We start from the raw sequence: 14,401 nt of genomic DNA, 5'->3' as shown, positions 1-14,401 counted from the left end.
GATGCAGAACATGACAGATCAACTGACAATGCAGGTCAATCGCCGGTCATTTCTGCGCCAGAACACCGCCGGTGTGGGGCTGGCAGCGCTCGCGACGTTGCTTACGGAATCACAGACAGACATTTTGCAGGCGGCTGAATCGAAGCCGGCTGTCAGCAGCGGTCTGCACTTCCCCGCACGGGCGAAACGGGTGATCTACCTGAGTCAGTCGGGGGCACCTTCGCAGCTCGATCTGTTGGACTATAAACCGGGACTGAAGAAATTTCACAAGACAGAACTCCCAGATTCGATCCGCCAGGGCCAGCGGCTGACGGGGATGACTTCCGGCCAGAAGAGCTTTCCGATTGCAGCCTCGATGTTCAAGTTCGCCCAGCAGGGAGAAGCTGGTACCTGGATGAGTGAACTGCTGCCTCACACCGCGAAAATTGCCGACGAGATCTGCGTGGTCAAATCGCTGTTCACCGAAGCCATCAACCACGACCCCGCGATCACGTTTCTGCAGACCGGCAGTATTCAGGCGGGACGCCCCAGTATGGGTTCCTGGATATCTTATGGACTGGGGAGCGAGAACCGGGATTTGCCGACGTTTGTGGCACTCACTTCCGGAGCGGGCGGACAGCCTCTGTATGATCGTCTATGGGGAAGCGGATTTCTGCCCACGAAACATCAGGGGGTGAAGTTCCGACGTTCCAGTGATCCGGTGCTGTTTCTCTCGAATCCGCCGGGGATCGACTCCGAGCTGCGACGCGAGATGCTGGATGAACTGGGGACGCTGAATCGGATTGCGCTCGAGGAAAAAGGCGATCCCGAAATCGCGACTCGCATCTCCCAGTACGAACTTGCGTTTCGGATGCAGACCTCGGTTCCAGAACTGGCCGATCTGTCGCAGGAATCAGCCGAGACCTTTGCGCTGTATGGAGAACAGGCGAAACAACCGGGCACGTACGCCGCGAACTGTCTACTGGCCCGGCGGCTCGCCGAACGGGGTGTGCGGTTCATTCAACTGTATCACCGGGGCTGGGATCATCATCTTAATCTGCCGAGTAAGATCAAACAGCTGACCGGAGAGACCGATCAGGCGACGGCGGCGTTGATTCTCGATCTGAAACAACGGGGAATGCTGGATGACACGCTGGTGGTCTGGGCGGGAGAATTTGGTCGGACCGTTTACTGCCAGGGGACGCTCACCGCGTCGAATTATGGCCGCGATCATCACCCGCGGTGTTTCACGGTCTGGGCTGCGGGCGGCGGTATGAAGCCCGGGATGACCTACGGGGCGACCGACGATTTCAGTTATAACATCACCGAAAACCCGCTGCCCGTGCATGACTTGAATGCGACGATCCTGCACTGCCTGGGAATTGATCACAAAAAACTCACGTTCAAATTCCAGGGCCGCGACTACCGCCTGACCGACGTGCATGGAAACGTGGCGCAGCCGCTGTTGAGTTAACCTCTTGCCGCTCTATCAATAATCAGCTAGAGTCCGGGCCTCAGTCAGCCGTTTCTGGAAAATGCGGGAACTTGACTGTGCCGACACGCGTCATTGAGTGAGACCGTCGCCGACTCTGCCGGGACGCTGCATCGCAATTCACTATCTGACAAGGAGTTCAAGAGATGAAACGCTGGTCTGTTCCTCTACTGGTCGTGCTGGTTGTCGTCAGTCTGGTTTCCAACAGCTTGTGGAGTGCACCTGAGGCGGAGTCGGATCAGGACAAAGTGCAGGCTCTGCTGAAACGTATCGAACAGCTGGAGCAGCGGGTTGAGCAGCTGGAAGGGACCCGCCCGCGGACGATCATGCCGACATATCCCCAGGTACAGCTGCGAGATCTGCAACAGAACGTGACTCCTCCAGCTACGATTCCTCCGGGCTGGAAAGAGCAGCAGATTAACGGGATGAAATATTACATCGTCCCGCTGCAGTCATCCCAGGTAGAAAGCGACATCAAAAGCGTTGCCCCCAGTCTGCCTCTGCAGGCGGAATTAATCCGGTAAATCGGTACTATCGATGCGTTGAGGATACGTCCGGGGAGACGCGCGTCTATCAGCACTGCAAATCGGTGAAACTGGCAAAAATCTGATGGGAATTGCCCCAGGGGGCGATTATGATGGCAGAATGATCACTGTTTCATGATTTTGCCTCCCTGATATTGCCGCACCGAAGACGATGACAGCTCCCGAGCCCAGACCAGCTAACAGTTTGAGTATGCGGATTCTCGTCTGGGGAACTCCCCTGTTCTTCTCCCTGTTGATCCTCGTACAGACTGGTGCCTTTCGCACGGTGAAAAGCCCGACTTTTGACGAGACGTTTTACCTGAGTGCAGCGCTGCAGACAGTACATCAGGGGGAACTGGATCAGCGTCTGCCTCGCAAGGGAGTGGCACCGCTGCCGATTCTGTTGAATTACTATCCGGCAGTCTGGGCCACCGGTGGTGTTTCGCGCGCCTTTATCTGGAAGGGGGAACTGACCGATCCTCCGCTGATCAACCGGGCCCGATTGATGAATGCTCTGCTGGTCGGCATTTCCAGCATGCTCGTCGTATATGTGTGGCTTTATCGACGACGGGGATACCTGGCCGGATTGCTGGGGGCGGCTCTGCTGGCGTTCTCACCGGTGATGCTGGCTCATTTTTCTCTGGCCACGACAGACTCCTGTTTTACACTGATGGCACTGCTCGCGCTGGCGGCTTTAACCGGCTACTGGAAACGACCGTTGATCCGGACCCTGTTCTGGGTGGCATTGACGGTGGCGCTGGCGATTTCCGCGAAGTACTCGGGTATTTTTCTACTGCCATGCGTGCTGGTTGTGATCGTCCTGGCAGCAGCACAGCAGCAGCTTAAGGAGCTTTCCGCGTCACAGCTGTGGAAGTTGTGTCAGCGTGTGATTGTTGTGTTTACCCTGTTCCTGTTGCTGATGATGCCGCTTACCTGGGCCTTTCATCTGTTCGCTTTCGCGGGACCATTGAAGGCGATGCCCTATGCCCGCACGCAGGACGATTCACCCTGGATCCGCATTCTCGGACGCGGCCCTACGGCGCAAAAGATCATGGACGTGGCTCACCGGGAGCTCAAAAGTCCGGCTCCCCTGTGGGGCATTCTGCATCAGATCGAACACAACTCGGAGGGGCATCCGGCGTATCTCCACGGAGAGGTCTCCAAAGATGGATGGTGGTATTATTTTCTGCTGGTCTGGCTCTGGAAAAGTACGCCGGTCGAACTGGTCTTCACCGTGCTGACACTGATTTTGATTCCCTTTTTGTGGCAGCCTGCCCGGAAAACTCTGCTGCCCACTTTAGCCAGGGATCAGATCGAAGCACCCTCCACAGAAGACGAAACCACAGAAATCGCGCCGACGCCACACGCGCCCTGTGTCTGGTTGCTGGCGGGAGCGGTACTGCTGACGCTGGCGTTGATGAGCCGATTGAATCTGGGGCAACGTTACCTGCTGATTTTCTATCCGCTGCTGATTCTGTTTACCGTCGATCAGATCTGGCCCTGGCTGCAGAAGAAGAAAGCGGTGCTCTACCTGTTTTGTGGAGGTTGTATCCTGTTTCAAATTGTTGCGCTGCAGACGGTCAGGCCGCACTATCTGTCGTATTTCAATCGACTCGCCGGTGGTCCCGAGTCGGGCTATCAGTACCTGCTCGATTCCAATCTGGACTGGGGACAGGATCTGCCGGCGGCCAGAGCGGCCCTGGAGGAACTTCCCCCCGCAGACCGGGAACGCTGTCTGATCTGCTACTTTGGTACTGCGTTGCCGGAATCGTATGGAATTGAAGCCTTCAATATGCGGGAGCGGATGCCGACCAATCCGGAGCATTGGAAGTATCTTGTGATCTCGGCCAACTATCTGCAGGGTCTGTATTCCGGGAAAGACCCTTATCAGGATTTCCGTTCGCTGACTCCCCTGAAGCGGGTCGGTTACTCCATGTTCCTGTTTGACCTGCAGAGCCCCGAAGCCAGACAGGCCCTGGAAACGGTGATTCAGGTCAGCATCGAAATGCGGCAGGAGTACGAGCAACGAGTCAAAGCACAATCGCAGGCAGACGAGGCCGAGCCGGGGCTGCGCTGAAGGCAGGCTGCTGGAATCGGCTGAATCTTCGCTTGCGTGCTCTCGTACACTCTCATCCAGGCTGCGGGATGGTTATACTGTCGGCTGGCCCTTCGGGGCTGAGAACTTACCAGATCAGCACGCAGGCGCCAGGCAAACATGCTTGAAAGATTGCCTGCAACAGGACACCGATAGAGACCCATGGAACTGACCCCGACCGAACTCAAACGCCTCGACGACCAGACGCTGCTCATCACCTGGAGCGACGGACAGCGGAAACGCTATGCTGTCTCTGATCTGCGTAAAGCCTGCCCCTGTGTGATGTGTCGCAATGAACGGAAGGAAGCCGAACACGCACCCCAGCAGCTGACGATTCTCGCCCCGACCGAACTGGCACCGCTCAAAATCGACCGCATGGCACTGGCCGGCAACTACGCCTACCGCATCACCTTCAGCGATGGTCACAACACGGGCCTGTTTACCTTTGAGCATCTGCGTGAACTGGGCGAAGTGGTTGAGTAGGCCTCAGTCCTGCTTCTGCCATTTCAGGGTGGTCAAATCGAGTTCGTAGACGTCTGGATTCTCCACCTGATCTGATTCTTCAGCCGGGGTGGCGAGTTGCTGTGTGCCCCCCTCCACGCGGATGACGTTCCGCTGTGGATCGTAGTTGGCGCGGTGCCGGAAGATCCAGCCGGGGTTTGTGCCCGTGGTCTCCAGTTTTTCAATCTGCCAGGTGTCTGTCTTGAGGCGGTAAACGGGGGTCTGACCTGTCACGCGCTGTTCCGTATATCCCAGACAGCCGATGAGGTAGATTTCGTCTTTAACCAGGGTGGCCGAGTGGAAGTCGGTGGGAGGGAAGACCGCTTGGGGGTAACCATAGATTTCGAAGTTTCCCTGGCCGTCGTGAACCACGACGTCATTGTAAATGTAAAAGTCCGGATCGTAATAATCTTCATGCTCGCCGCCGACCTGCACGTAGCGGCCATCGGGCAGTTTCGTCAGGGATGAGCCGAAGCGGTCAAAACACCAGACGGCTCCCGGTTTATTAAAGTCTTTTTTATCTTTGAAGTGTTCGCGTGCGAGATAGGCGTTCTTGCCGGAGCGAATCATGTCGTCCCAGAACGGGTTGTCCATTCGCTGGGGATTGGTTGCGCCGAAGCGGGGCAATTTCCACTGCTGGTAGTCTGCGGGAGTGGCGCGAAATTCTGCTGAGTCATCCAGCTTGAGCAGGTGCCGTTTCATTTCCTTGGAGGTCTGGCTCAGGTTGTCGCCGGCTGCCAGGAAGAGGTCCAGGATTTCGAGATTGTAAACATCTTCAATGACCGGGTAGAGATAAGGTTCGATTTCCTGTTCGGAAGTCTCTTGCGCCTCTGGCCCCAGTGTCTCTTTGAGCGACTGCTGCCATTCTTCCCTGGTCATCTGGCCTTCGAGTTCTTTGGGCATTTTGAGCTGAGAGAAGTCGATGGGCTCCTGCGTGTAGCGAATGACCTTTAGCGGGTATTTGGGGTGATAGCCCCGATCCACACCCCGGTCCAGCAACAGACGGACCCCTTCGGCGAACTCTTCCTGCACGGCGCGGCGGAGGGCCGTGTTATTGAAGTTGTCAGCCAGTTCGGGGTCGGCACCCTGCTCCAGCAGCAGTTTGGTTTTCTCAAGGTCCTTAGCTGCCAGCGCGACCATCAACGCGGTTTCGCCAACATGCCCGGGGGCATTGATTTCGACGCCGCTCTGCAGGTGTTTTCGGATCTCGTCCGGTGTTCCCTGTTTGACGATCTGATGAAATTCCAGTACGGCTGGCTCTGGTTGCTGCACCTGTTGAGGCTCCTGTGGGGGATCTGCACATCCAGTAAGACATAACAACAGACACGACACCAGACTGGCGATCGCGGTTCGTAAGCAAGGTAAAGCGAGTGGAAGTTGCATCAGAATCACGGGGATCTCGTAAAGGATTCAGGAACGCCGGGAGGCAGCATAATAAGACCAGAGGCAGGCGAACAGACAACAGCCGCGGAGTGCAGGTAACAGGTTCATCGGCGTCTCCCTTCACTGGTTGAGTGGAACGCGATAGCATCGCGCTATCGGATAGTGTACTATAGGTTATGTGTCGAAATAAAGCCGTAAATCTTCGAATCTGAAATCACAACGGGAGCCCTGCGATGGGAGCGAGCAAGTCAGCTGCGATGTGGCGATCGGTGGCACGTGCCCAGCCTTCCCAATTCTGATGCAGCGACGGTTTTGGATTTCACGATCCTGATCCCGGGGAAAAACTTCGCCCCGGCAGTTACCAGGTCCGGCGGTATTTGAAAGGGCATTGGACGAGCATCGGTACCCTGCACCGGGATGAACAGGAGCGACTGATGTGGGAACTGGGGGTTTGACAGATGAGTTACTCAAACAGTGCGCGGAAGCCGGCACGCATTCGCTGCATAATTCGAGTCGCAATGCGAGTTTGTTTTTCGCACGGACCAGTTCTTCCTTTCAGTACTATCTGTTGAGCACTACTCCATATCCCCCTTCCCTCCCCTGTGCCGATCGGTATGATTTCTGGTTGCGTGCGCTGGTGCGTGGTTTTTTCTGATAGCTGGGGGGCCGGTCGTGTCCGGGTAGGCGATGCGTTTCTGCCTGAGACGTTTCAACCGGGGCTAAGGCCCTGCGGCTGATGTCTTTTGTGTTGTCCCTGTTGCTGAGTATCGGAGAGGCGGTAGAGCAGCGGCTACTTGTTATGTTTGCCCTGGTGCGTTTGCCTGGGTTGTGTGCTGCGCGGTGGGCGGACACGTGGGGTCGCACCTTACATTTTTGATGGAATGGGAGTTGGTTATGGATGGCTGGTTTGTCTGTTGTCTGGTGTGTGGCTTGCGGTTTGATTGTGGCGATGGGGACGTGGGGGTCAAGACAAAATTTTGTCCCGATGTGGCCGGATTTTGTCCTGGTCTGTCCCGGAATTTGTCCCGCTGTGTCCTGAATCTGTCTGGCTGTGGCCGACTGTTAAGCTCGATTTTTCGAACTGGTGCTGCAGAAACAGGTGTGGAGCGGGTGAACATGGGCGGCGATTCCGGTGTTGAGGTGTCACTGGTGCGGCGTGTTTCGGTGCTCAATCAGGTGCCTCGCGCGCGAGCCAGATTTCGAAGAGGATACGGTTCGGCGGGAGGGGATCAAGTGCGGTCTGGTCAGGTGTGGGGATTTGTGTTTGGGGATTTGTTTGGTGCGGTTGGGGAGTGTTCCGGGATTGTTTGTCGCGCGGCGGGCGGACACATGGGTCTGTGCCCTACGGTTGGGGTTGGGGAGATGAATGTGGATTGTTTGGTTGAGCTGGGACCTCTTGTTGCCTGCGGCAATCCCGGATTTTATCCGGGACCACCCGGTGGGGAGGTTTTGATGGAGTCTTTCGCAACGTTGTTCTGTCAGTTTCCTGCTCGCGGTGCTCGCCCCGAATTACATTCGGGGTTACCCGGTGTGTTGAGGACTTTGATATTTAGGGCACTGTTGGACGAGCCAACCGTGGCACCCGGTGCGTTGCCGCTCAGGAGGTTTGGTTTCCTGGTTAGTCGACTACGGTTGTCATGGGGCCTACGGCGGCGGTGGTGCTGTGGCCTAGGGGGTATTTTTTCAGGAGTTCCTGGATGTCGTCCAGTGAGATGTTGTTTAAGAGTTCGAGATCGTCTGCGACGGAGTAGTACTTCTGGCGGTAGACCCAGTTGCCTCCCAGGGAAGAGAGGCGGCCCATGGGGCGTTCGCTGCGGAGGACCAGTCGCGAGGCGAGTTTGTTTTTGGCACGGTCCAGTTCTTCTTGGGTGATGCCGTTCTGGTTCACGTCGTCGAAGATCTGCTGGATCAACTGGAGGTTACTTTCAATCAGATCAGGTTCGGAACAGAGATAGGTCAGCCAGGTGCCGCTGCCGTCGTATTCGTTGAAGCCGATCTCGGCGGATTCAGCCAGGCCGGGGTCGACCAGCTTCCAGTACAGGCGGCTGTTAGAGTCGTCGCCGATGACGACCGCGAGGATTTCTGCGGGGAGCCGCAGGATGTCGCGGGCGGAAGGAGCCGGAGCGAGCTGCATGATGTGCTGCTGCTGGGTCTTCTTCTCGGTGATGATCTGCGTGCCGGTTTTGGGCTGGGCTTCGTCGGTGGGACGGTCTGTCTGTCCGCCGGGCCAGTGGTCGCAGAATTTGTGTGCGAGCTCGAGGACCTTGTGCCAGTCCGCATTGCCGGCGACCGCGAGGGTGAGGTTACCGGCGAGGTAATGTTTCGCGTGGTAGTCGCGCATCTGCTCGGCGGTGAGGTCGGTGATGGACTGCACGGAGCCGAGGATGCTCTGCCCCAGCGGATGTCCCTGGAAGTGGGCCTGCATCACTTTTTCGTAGGCGGTGAAGCTGTGCAGGTCGTCGTACATGCCGATCTCTTCGAGGATGACCTTCTTCTCCATGTCGAAGTCGTCCTGGCGGAGACTGGGGTGGATCAGTGTGGAGAGGAGTTCCATTGCGGTGTCGATGTACTCGGGGAGAAACGAACCGTAATAGAGGGTGATCTCTTCGCTGGTCGAGGCGTTGTAGTTCGCACCGATCTCGTCGAAGATGCGGTTGACATCGTCGGCCGTGTATTTTTCGTTCCCCTTGAAGGCCATGTGTTCGAGGAAGTGACTGACGCCGGAGACGTCGGCGGTTTCATCGCGCGAGCCGGTGCGGACGAAGTAGCCGATGGCGAGGCTGTGTGCGTTGGGATTGAGTTCGGCGATGATCTGCAGGCCGTTGTCCAGTTTGGTTTCATGAAAGATCACGGGGCACCTCCAGCGGTTTGGGACCGATCGTTAAGACGGTGAAATTGGCGGCGGGATGAGCGTGGACATAACCGAGAATACGGTCGGTCGTGAGCTGCTGAATTTCGTCGTGAATCTGATCGAGGGTCGTAATATGTTTGAGATAGAACCAGTCGCGGGCGATCGAAGCGGCGCGGGAAGAAGTCGACTCCTGCGACATGATCAGCGAGCTTTTGGCTCGGGCCTTACAGCGTTCGAGTTCGGAGATGTCGATGCCTTCGCCGAGTCGCTGGAGTTCGTGGAGCGTGACGTCGAGTGTTTCCTGGGCTCGTTCGGAAGTGGTGCCTGCGTAACAGAGGACGCGACCGATGCCCGGCATGCCGACGAGCGAGGCGGAGACGGTGTAGCAGAGCCCCCGCTTTTCGCGGACTTCGGTAAACAGGCGGGCGCTCATGCCGCCACTGAGGATGCCGACGGCGGCCCAGGCGGTGTAATAGTCGGGATGGCCGTAGGGGACGGCGTCATAGGCGACGCCGAGGTGTGTCTGAGTGGTTTCCTGTTCGGTGAAGAAGGTTTTCTCGGTCGGGAAATCCAGAGCGGGTTCTTCGCGGCCGGCGCTGGGTTCCCAGTCGCCGAAGAGGCTTTCGATGAGGTCGCGGACTTCGTCGAAGTCGATGTTGCCGGCGATCCCGATGATGGTGTCGTCGGGGTGGAAGCCTTCCTTGTAATGATTACGGACATCGTCGATGGTGATGCCTGCCAGGTGCGCGAGTTCGCCGTCACTGGGAAGTCCCCAGGGAGCGGGAAAGGCGCGGCGTTTGAGTTCGACGAGTGCTTTCTGCCGGGCATCGTCTTCGACCGACAAGAGGGCCTGAGCGACGCCGGCGCGGGAGGCGTCGAACTGGTCCTCGGGCAGATGCGGTTCACGGATGATGTGGGCGTAGATTTTGAGAGTCTCGCCGATTTTGTCCGCGAGGGTTGCCCCGGTGAAGGTGATGTGGGCGTTGGAGACCCCTTCATGTCGCTGGACGCCGAGGTTGTCGAGGGCGCTGGAGAGCTGCTGGCTGTCGTACTCCCCTGCTCCGCGGGAGATCAGATCGGCGAGGATGCTGGCGGTGCCGCGTTTGTCGGGGGGATCGTAAATGCTGCCGCCGGGGACCATGATCGTGAATGCGGCCGACTGGACGTCGGGCATCGACTCGGTCACCAGTGTCAGCCCGTTTGGAAAACGATGCGTTTGAATCAGTTGTTTGCCCATACGGGTTGCAACCTTCCTGACTGGAGAGACGATATAAACTGTGAGCAGAACGGGTGTCGCGGTGGGTCTCGTCTGAAGGGAGACAGCGTTTGTCGTTCTGCAGTCGGATGTTATCTGAAATACTGGGGCGATCTTAGCGACTCAGCTGGTGAATTGGTAGTGTCATTTCGGGGTGGGATGGGAGTGTTGCCGCAAATGATCTGCAGGTGTGCATGCCAGTTCTTTGAGAGCGGTTTGTGGTCCCTTCGAAGGGGGATCTTTGTTCGATTATCGCGAGGCGGGCGGACACGTGGGTCCGCGCCCTACGGAAGGGGTTGGGGAGTTGAATATGGATTGTATCGTTGAGTTGGGACCTCCTGTTGCCTGCGGCAATCTCGGATTGCATCCGAGACCACCCGGTGTGGAGGTGCTGCGGGGCGCTTTCGCAATGTATTACTGTCAGTTTCCTGCTCGCTGTGCTCGCCCCGAATTACATTCGGGGCTACCCATTTGAGTTTCAGTGGTGTTGATAAAAGTGAGAAAAAAATGTCAGGCGCTGGACATATTGGGGGTTGTTGATGTTAAGATGGGATGAGAGATGATTCCGGCAGCGTTTCCGTTTCAACTTGAGTCCCTCCCGAAGAATCCCCCAGACAAAGGAATCCCCTGGTGCGAGCACATAACAAGTCGATAGCAATGAACCGAATTTCCAGAAGACGATTCCTGCGCCGGAGTCTGGCTGGAGTGGCAGGTATGGGAATAATGACGATGATCTCCGACTCAATTCAGGCTGCAGAGAAAAAGGCATCACCCCAGCATTTATGCGTCGAAAAGATCGAGCGAACGACGGTGAAAGTTCCCTATCGGGAAGTGCCCGCCCGGAACATGGCACGCGAATTACCGCATTGGCAGTACACCGAAATTGTGGAAGTGCATTTGAAATCGGGGCACGTTGGCTTCGGTGAGACGCTGCTCTATTACACCTGGAACGCGACTTCGGATGAAGCCGTAGAGCGGGCGCAGGGTAAGAATGCGGCCGAGTTGATGTGGGACGACGATCTGGGAGCCGGGCTGCAGATGGCGCTGTTTGATGCGGTCGCGAAAGCAGCAGAAGTTCCCGTGCATGCATTGCTGGGGAGGAAGGTTCACGACAAGACACCCCTTTCATGGTGGAATATTGATACTTCGGTCGAGGATATGGCGCTGGAATGTGCCGAGGCTTACAAGCAGGGCTACATGTCCTATAAGACGAAAGGTCGTCCGTGGTATGACGTGTGGGCCCAGGTTGAAGAGGCCAGCAAAGTGGTGCCGAAGGAGTTCAAGATCGACATGGACTTCAACGACACGCTACTGGATGCGGAGCGTGCCCTGCCGATCCTGGAAGATCTGGCTCAGTATCCGCAGGTCGATATTTTTGAGTCACCGATTTTCCAGGATGACGTGGCGGGAAACAAAATTCTGATGGCGGCGACCGATGTGAATATCGCCATGCATTATGGAACCCCCGACCCGCTGATTGCGATTCGCGAAAACATCTGTGATGGCTTCGTGATCGGGCATGGTGCGCGAGAGCTGATGGCATCGGGAGCTGTGGCTGCGATGGCGGATAAACCGTTCTGGTTACAGTTGGTGGGTACGGGGATTACGGCTGCTTTCTCGCTGCATTTCGGTGCGGTGCTGAGTCATGCCACCTGGCCTGCTGTGAATTGTCACCAGTTGTACAAGTACAATCTGTTGACGGAGCCGATTGTGGTCAAAGAAGGGTTTGCTCAAGTCCCTGACAAGCCGGGACTGGGATATGAACTGAATCGGGACATGCTTGAGAAGTTGCGTGTTGATAAACCAGAGTCTCGTCCCGAACCGCCGCGTTTGATTGAAACGACGTGGAAAGACGGACGGAAGATGTACTTCGGCAATACGGGTGAAGTCAACTTTGTCCTGAACCCGGCCCGCGATGGTAATGTGCCTTACTTTGAGCGGGGCGTCGATACGCGACTGGTTCCGAACGACGGTTCAAAGGAATGGAAAGAACTGTATCAGAAGTCGAACACCAAGCCGTTATTAATCAAAGGATAGGCGACGGCAGCCAGCTGCAGACTTGGGGCAAACCGGTTAAGAACCGGAGCGTGATCTCTGCTTAGAGCGAGGGAGCTTCGACGTAGTGGCTGGGTTTGTAGAGGGTCCGTGTGAGGCGGAACCCGATCGACCGGTAGAGGTTGATGGCGGGTTCATTCTCGGCGGTGACTTCGAGGTAAGCCCGTTTGACACCGGCTTCGCGGAAACCGAGGAGGCATTTGTTGACCAGTGACCTGCCGAGTCCGAGTCCGCGGTGTTTGGGGGTGATGCCGACGTTCTGAATCGCACCCATGATGCGGCTGGGGACGATGGCCTGAATCGTGCCACAGTCGACGGGTTCTTCGTTGCCCATGCCGTCCCAGGTGATGAGCCAGGTACCGCCGGGCAGGAAGTTGCGTTGCGTCGAGATATCACGCATCAGTTTGCGACAGCCGTCGATGTCTCCCAGGCAGGGAAAGACGCGGGCGTCGAGTTCAGAGCGGAAGCTGTGGTACTTGGTGATGGCGTGACGGTCGAGCGTGGTCAGTTCCCAGGGACACCAGCGATAGCCTTCGGGCAGAGGATCGTCTACCAGGCGCGCGTTGAGCAGGTCGATTTCCATGCGGAATCTACGAAAGTATGTTTCGGTGAAGTCCATGAGAAGCTCGCTGCTGCACGAGGAGTCGGATCGAAAACGGACCAGATATCTAGAATATATAATTTTACCATTCTCTATACTAGTGTCAATCTGGGGAGTTCGATTCGGCGGGAAAGCGCTGATTTTCCTGAAGCGGGTGCCTGTCGTGGCTGATGTACCCGATGGTAGCAGTTCGCGTGATTTACTTAAAATGCGGGCTGGAACCGTCCAGTGAAGAAAATCAGGAGATGCGATTTCAATTTCCGAGGTTTTCACTCAAGTTCCGGGAGTGGTGCAGCGGGATTGTCGGATCTGAAATTGTGGCTGTTTCCCTTAGTTGAAAAAACGGGTGAAACTTCTAGAATGAACTAACCGTTAGAGTTCATGTTTCCTGGTGAACATGATGATTCCCCGCCTCTGTTCCTACCCTGTTTGGAGTGATTCTCACAGTGACCGACAACAGTAACCTTGACGAATTGGTAAAACAGCATCAGGACATACTCGATGCTCACACGCGCGAGCACGTGCAGTGGCACTTCAATCCGGAAACGGGCTCTCCCTACTGGCTGGAAAAAGCGAAATCGTTCGATTTCGATCCGCTGACCGACGTGAACTGCTTCGAGGACTTGAACAAGTTTCCGCTGTTCGAAGATGATGAACTGCGGGGCGGTCCGGTAGATCGCTGGATTCCCAAGGCACTGCAGGGCAAGCCGACCTACGTCTTCGAGACTGGCGGTACGACAGGGATTCCCAAGTCACGCGTGGTAATCGACGACTTCCGTATCGACTATGAAAACTTCAGCGATACCCTGCCCGATGAATACTTCCCGAAAGGTTCGAACTGGCTGATGCTGGGGCCCTCGGGACCGCGTCGTCTGCGTCTGGCTGTTGAGCATATGGCTCAGCACCGGGGCGGGATCTCCTTCTGCGTCGACCTCGACCCTCGCTGGGTGGTCAAGCTGATCAAGAAAGGCAAGATCGACGAAGTTAAAGAATACAGTAATCACGTGATCGATCAGGCAATGACGATCCTGAGTGCGGGGCATGACATCAAGTGTATGTTTACCACTCCCAAACTGCTGGAAGCTCTCGCCATGCGTCTGATGGACGAAGGCTCGAGCATTGAAGAAGCCGGCATTAAAGGGATCTTCTGCGGTGGAACCGAGTTCACACAACAGTGGTATCGCTTTGCCCGCGAAGAGCTGCTGGGTGAGAACGTCTTCATCACCCCGACCTACGGCAACACGCTGATGGGTCTGGCCTGCGGTAAGCCTTTTGATCCGGCTGACAACTACAAAATCACTTATTACGCACCGCAGCCCCGTGCTGCGATTCGCGTGGTTGATTTCGACGATCACACCAAGGTGGTGGGTTACGGTGAAACCGGCCGCGTGAAGCTGTTTACCATGACTAAAGAACTGTTCATTCCCGGTTTCCTGGAACGCGATGAAGGCGAACGCGAAATGCCTCACGTCAAGTATCCGTGGGATGGCGTGAGTGGTGTGCGTCCCTTCCACAAAATCGCTTCGTCGACCACGGTGGGCGTTTACTAAGACGCAAGTGCTCAAGCAGTCAAAGATCGGCGACCGTCTTTCAGGCGGTCGCTGTTGTTCCGGCTGTCTGAACCGGATTGAACTTCTGAACTATTTTGCCTGGATGCAAATTGCT

The 14,401-nt window shown here is 56.4% G+C and carries 10 protein-coding genes; 6 read left to right on the top strand and 4 right to left on the bottom strand.

What is annotated here, in order from left to right:
- Position 1 precedes the first annotated feature (1 nt).
- From F1728_RS01355 to F1728_RS01340, 4 genes are all read left to right on the top strand, one after another.
- Positions 2 to 1,453, top strand: coding sequence for a DUF1501 domain-containing protein (locus F1728_RS01355; RefSeq protein ID WP_155362574.1), 1,452 nt, complete (start codon positions 2 to 4; stop codon positions 1,451 to 1,453).
- 164 nt (positions 1,454 to 1,617) lie between these two features.
- Entirely contained in the window at positions 1,618 to 1,995 is a 378-nt protein-coding gene (locus tag F1728_RS01350; RefSeq protein ID WP_155362573.1) for a hypothetical protein, read from the top strand.
- Positions 1,996 to 2,167: 172 nt separating this feature from the next.
- Positions 2,168 to 4,072: a glycosyltransferase family 39 protein gene (locus F1728_RS01345; protein ID WP_155362572.1), complete on the top strand. Its 1,905-nt coding sequence runs from the start codon at positions 2,168 to 2,170 to the stop codon at positions 4,070 to 4,072.
- 180 nt (positions 4,073 to 4,252) lie between these two features.
- Complete coding sequence (locus F1728_RS01340) at positions 4,253 to 4,573, top strand: DUF971 domain-containing protein (protein WP_155362571.1); 321 nt, start codon at positions 4,253 to 4,255, stop codon at positions 4,571 to 4,573.
- Positions 4,574 to 4,576: 3 nt separating this feature from the next.
- Here F1728_RS01340 and F1728_RS01335 read toward each other — a convergent pair whose 3' ends face one another.
- The 3 genes from F1728_RS01335 to F1728_RS01325 all read right to left on the bottom strand — a co-directional run bounded on the left by F1728_RS01335 (position 4,577) and on the right by F1728_RS01325 (position 10,062).
- Positions 4,577 to 5,863 carry an ankyrin repeat domain-containing protein gene (locus F1728_RS01335; protein WP_194242633.1) on the bottom strand — a complete coding sequence of 429 codons (1,287 nt, stop codon included), beginning with the start codon at positions 5,861 to 5,863 and terminating at the stop codon, positions 4,577 to 4,579.
- Positions 5,864 to 7,592: 1,729 nt separating this feature from the next.
- A complete protein-coding gene (locus F1728_RS01330; protein ID WP_145184444.1) occupies positions 7,593 to 8,825 on the bottom strand; it encodes a M16 family metallopeptidase in 1,233 nt (410 codons plus the stop codon).
- Positions 8,812 to 10,062 (bottom strand): M16 family metallopeptidase, encoded by a 1,251-nt coding sequence (locus F1728_RS01325; RefSeq protein ID WP_155362569.1) that lies wholly within the window; start codon positions 10,060 to 10,062, stop codon positions 8,812 to 8,814. Before F1728_RS01325 ends, F1728_RS01330 begins: the two co-directional genes overlap by 14 nt.
- 741 nt (positions 10,063 to 10,803) lie before the next feature.
- Here F1728_RS01325 and F1728_RS01320 point away from each other — a divergent pair.
- Entirely contained in the window at positions 10,804 to 12,117 is a 1,314-nt protein-coding gene (locus tag F1728_RS01320) for a mandelate racemase/muconate lactonizing enzyme family protein (protein WP_228030451.1), read from the top strand.
- Between the two features lie 61 nt (positions 12,118 to 12,178).
- Here the strand turns inward: F1728_RS01320 and F1728_RS01315 are convergent, their stop codons facing one another.
- Positions 12,179 to 12,754, bottom strand: coding sequence for a GNAT family N-acetyltransferase (locus F1728_RS01315; protein WP_228030450.1), 576 nt, complete (start codon positions 12,752 to 12,754; stop codon positions 12,179 to 12,181).
- 428 nt (positions 12,755 to 13,182) lie between these two features.
- Here F1728_RS01315 and F1728_RS01310 point away from each other — a divergent pair, with 428 nt between their 5' ends.
- Positions 13,183 to 14,286 carry a hypothetical protein gene (locus F1728_RS01310; RefSeq protein WP_145040521.1) on the top strand — a complete coding sequence of 368 codons (1,104 nt, stop codon included), beginning with the start codon at positions 13,183 to 13,185 and terminating at the stop codon, positions 14,284 to 14,286.
- Positions 14,287 to 14,401: the final 115 nt, after the last annotated feature.

The sequence above is a fragment of the Gimesia benthica genome (genome assembly GCF_009720525.1).
GTDB classification, from domain to species: domain Bacteria; phylum Planctomycetota; class Planctomycetia; order Planctomycetales; family Planctomycetaceae; genus Gimesia; species Gimesia benthica.
Note: the sequence above shows the minus strand (reverse complement) of the source record. Positions and strands in the feature narration are given on the sequence as shown.

Bases quoted from the DNA above. Each gene is read 5' to 3' on its own strand.
- F1728_RS01355 (WP_155362574.1), top strand. From the start codon at position 2: ATGCAGAACATGACAGATCAACTGACAATGCAGGTCAATCGCCGGTCA.
- F1728_RS01350 (WP_155362573.1), top strand. From the start codon at position 1,618: ATGAAACGCTGGTCTGTTCCTCTACTGGTCGTGCTGGTTGTCGTCAGT.
- F1728_RS01345 (WP_155362572.1), top strand. From the start codon at position 2,168: ATGACAGCTCCCGAGCCCAGACCAGCTAACAGTTTGAGTATGCGGATT.
- F1728_RS01340 (WP_155362571.1), top strand. From the start codon at position 4,253: ATGGAACTGACCCCGACCGAACTCAAACGCCTCGACGACCAGACGCTG.
- F1728_RS01325 (WP_155362569.1), bottom strand. From the start codon at position 10,062: ATGGGCAAACAACTGATTCAAACGCATCGTTTTCCAAACGGGCTGACA.
- F1728_RS01320 (WP_228030451.1), top strand. From the start codon at position 10,804: ATGACGATGATCTCCGACTCAATTCAGGCTGCAGAGAAAAAGGCATCA.
- F1728_RS01315 (WP_228030450.1), bottom strand. From the start codon at position 12,754: ATGGACTTCACCGAAACATACTTTCGTAGATTCCGCATGGAAATCGAC.